Raw genomic sequence first — 2,693 nt, 5'->3', positions numbered from 1 at the left:
TGTGCCGACGAATAATGTCGATCCAAGTTACGCTAATTTAGTTTATCAAAAAAATTCTATTGTACATGGTTGTTTGTATGAAATGTCACCAGAATGTAAAGCAGTAATTGATGGATTAGAAGGTAAGGTCAAGTATATCAAGAAGAAATTGTACAAGTTTTGCCTTATGGTTCAAATACTACTATTAATGCTCTAACATATATAGCTTATAGAGAAAAAATTCAATTCCCAGGTCTGACAATTAAAGAGGGTATACCGCCTTCTAAAAGATATTTAAATACTCTAATTTATGGTGCTAAAGAATGTAATTTAGATTCTGAGTGGATCGAATATTTAAAAAATCAAAAAGTTGCAACAATGCCTTTAATTAAATTATCAAATGAAGAGCTGAAAAAGATTAAGGAAAAAATTTATACTCCTCAAGATTTAAAACTTAAAAATTTACCATTAGACCAAGCTTTTAATGAAAAGGGAGAACTGATCAGACCTATTATTAGCAGTATTTGTGGGTTAGTATTTATGTGTAATCCGAATCAAGGATTTGCCATTGGAGCAAGGGCATGGATTAAACAAATATTAGGAAGAGATATGACTGTATTTTATGCAAGAAGATGTTTGCGAAATGAAGGTGTTTCATTATATGAAACGGAACAAGATATATTGTTGGCAGATCGAGATTGTCTAGATTATGTTATCGCAAATGCGTGTAATTTATTGAGGCAATCAAGAATAGAAGGAGAGGGTGTATTTTTACTTGGTAGGACAACTAATTTTCATTTGTGGAAAGATTATTTGTAAGCTATCAGCTATTGCTTTGCAGGAGGTAAAAGCGATTGATAAATTGAGGCCAAGTTCAACTTGATGTTGCTGAAACGCCTTAAACTTTACTATTAATAGCTGAATCGTTACGATTATTTGACTTCAAGAAGTTAGTCAAATTTAAAAATGTATGATAATGTTTATCGTAACTTAGTCCTTCTCCGAGATAGAGGTGGATTTTAGCCTAAATATTTAGCAGTTGGTTGCTAATTCCAATATATTTTCTATAAAATTTTAATTAAATAGGATTACTTATACAGCGTATTTTAGGTTTATGAGGTAAACTGACAACAATTTTACAGCACTTTTTAAGATGGTGAGGTACAGTTCAATATTAATCTCTATCTTCTCTTTCCTCTTCCCTACTCTCTACTCCCTACTTCCAAGATGTACCTCATCCACTAGAAAATTGTTGTATTTTTAATAAATTCTAGAACATGATGATAAATAATTTGGAGGTTAATTTATGATTAAGTATAAATTCAAAAATTTAATTGTTTTTTTATTGATTATTTTGGCAGCATTTCCATCATTAGCAAATTCTAATAATCTAGAAATATTAACCCACAATAAATCAGATATTTCTCAATCTCAAATTATTACTTCACCAGAGCCAGAGAATTCTCCTTATTCTAAGTTAGAAAATTTATTAGCAGATAATAAATGGCAAGAAGCAGACGAAGAAACATACGATCTGATTTTAACTTTAACTCAAAGAAAGAGAGGAGGAGGTATCAATACAAGAGCAATAAAAGAAAAAATTTCTTGTGAAGAAATCAGTAATATAGACCGACTCTGGCGGAAGTATTCTGAAGATAAATTTGGTCTTAGTATTCAAGTATCAATTTACTTAGAAACTGGCAATAATTTGGAAGCATACGACCCACAAAGTTACCAACTATTCGGCGATCAATTAGGTTGGAGAAAATCCAGAAAATGGAAAAAATATGAGCAGTTAAATTTTTCAGAAAATGCTCCTAAAGGTCATTTGCCAATAGCTTTAAGAGAGCTAGATGCTACTGTGAATATCCCAGAATTTATGATTACTAAACGTTTGCGTCGGATATTATATTCTAAGGTTCAAGAATGTAATCTCTAAGGAGTCAGGAGTCAGGAGTCAGGAGGGAAGAAAGAAGAAGAAAGAGCAGGAGGAGGAAAAGGAGAAAGTTTTTTGTTTGGTGGCGCACAACTGCCTTAACGTGTAAAGGGAACGGAGTTCTATGGCGCTATTATCCGGATATGATATTACAAAGACATTGTCTTTTCTCCAATACACTTTATCCCTCAACTTTAGCAACTATTTTACCTCGGACATGACGACCTTTTAAACGATTTAATGCTTCTGGTATTTCCTCTAAACTAATTACTTCTGTCAACATTGAATCAACTTTTTTTTGTCTGACTAATTCCCCCATTTCTCTTGCCATTTTTCCTAAATCTTTAATTGCTTTTTTATCCCCAGATAAATAAGCACCTCCCAAAGCAACTTCATGGATAGAAGCAGCAATACTAAAAAGTTTAAACTTACTAAAATCAGGCAACCCGGCAATACAAGCAATTCCACCATTAAATGCCAACATTTCAAAACCTTTTGTTGCAGTTTCTGAACTAACCGTATCTAAAATTGCATCAACACCACGTCCTTTAGTAATTTCTTTCACCCTAACAACTACATCCTCATTTTTATAGTCAATTAAATGCTTTGCTCCCAACTTTTGCACATAATCAAAATTATTCTGAGAACAAGATGAACTACCCCGCCGTGTAGACGGACGGGGTTTCTAAGTCCCCGTCAACAAAGTCCGCACTTTGAGATTTTGAGCGCTTCATTTGCCCCAGTTGCCTCATCGAGCCTGTATGTTTACGGGTCGAAT

The 2,693-nt window shown here is 33.3% G+C and carries 3 protein-coding genes and 1 pseudogene; 3 read left to right on the top strand and 1 reads right to left on the bottom strand.

The window, feature by feature from the left end:
• From F6K13_RS27390 to F6K13_RS27380, 3 genes are all read left to right on the top strand, one after another.
• The coding region (locus F6K13_RS27390) for a gamma-glutamylcyclotransferase family protein (RefSeq protein WP_287289041.1) at positions 1 to 196 on the top strand (196 nt) is incomplete at its 5' end.
• Positions 160 to 798 carry a hypothetical protein gene (locus F6K13_RS27385; protein ID WP_287289039.1) on the top strand — a complete coding sequence of 213 codons (639 nt, stop codon included), beginning with the start codon at positions 160 to 162 and terminating at the stop codon, positions 796 to 798. The genes F6K13_RS27390 and F6K13_RS27385, both read left to right, overlap by 37 nt.
• A 487-nt stretch (positions 799 to 1,285) precedes the next feature.
• Complete coding sequence (locus tag F6K13_RS27380) at positions 1,286 to 1,918, top strand: GUN4 domain-containing protein (RefSeq protein WP_124146681.1); 633 nt, start codon at positions 1,286 to 1,288, stop codon at positions 1,916 to 1,918.
• Positions 1,919 to 2,096: 178 nt separating this feature from the next.
• Here the strand turns inward: F6K13_RS27380 and F6K13_RS27375 are convergent.
• Positions 2,097 to 2,549, bottom strand: a pseudogene (locus F6K13_RS27375) (zinc-binding dehydrogenase); the annotation flags it as partial.
• Positions 2,550 to 2,693: the final 144 nt, after the last annotated feature.

Origin of the sequence: Okeania sp. SIO2B9 (assembly GCF_010672505.1) — a bacterium.
GTDB lineage: Bacteria > Cyanobacteriota > Cyanobacteriia > Cyanobacteriales > Microcoleaceae > Okeania > Okeania hirsuta.
The sequence above is the reverse complement of the archived record's forward strand: the minus strand, read 5'-3'. Positions and strand labels throughout refer to the sequence as shown.

Excerpts from the sequence above, each read along its gene's own strand:
- F6K13_RS27380 (WP_124146681.1), top strand. The coding sequence starts at position 1,286 with ATGATTAAGTATAAATTCAAAAATTTAATTGTTTTTTTATTGATTATT.